Genomic DNA, 383 nt, shown 5'->3' with positions numbered 1-383 from the left:
CCGGTGAAGAACTGGAAATACGGGTCGTGAACCCAGCGCTCGCAAACGCCCTCATCGGACAGCCCGTAAGTGTGCTTGAGCAACAGCAGCCCGATCATGAACCGGGTCTCGATCCCGGGCCGGCCATTCTCGCTGTAGAGCGGCGCGACCCCGCCGTCGATCCAGTCCCAATCGATCTTGCCGGCGAGCAGAACCAGCTCGTGCTTCAGATTGATGATCTGGTCCAGCCGCGCCCGGAACAGATCGTTCGATCCCGTCGTCCTGTGCTTCTTCGGTCGCATCGGCCCCTCCGATGCACCACAGAATCATGGTCCGCAGCGAAAGGGAATCCACAAACGAAAATTGCAAGGTTTGGGGGCCTCAAGCCCCCAATCCCTGCAATC

At 60.3% G+C, this 383-nt stretch carries 1 protein-coding gene; it reads right to left on the bottom strand.

Annotation, left to right across the window (positions count from 1 at the left end; translation table 11 throughout):
* Window positions 1-281: transposase (locus AC0L20_RS40115; protein ID WP_473295687.1), on the bottom strand; the 281-nt coding region annotated here is incomplete at its 3' end.
* Window positions 282-383: the final 102 nt, after the last annotated feature.

The sequence above is a fragment of the Bradyrhizobium sp. Kon58 genome, assembly GCF_055807455.1.
The sequence above is the reverse complement of the archived record's forward strand: the minus strand, read 5'-3'. Positions and strand labels throughout refer to the sequence as shown.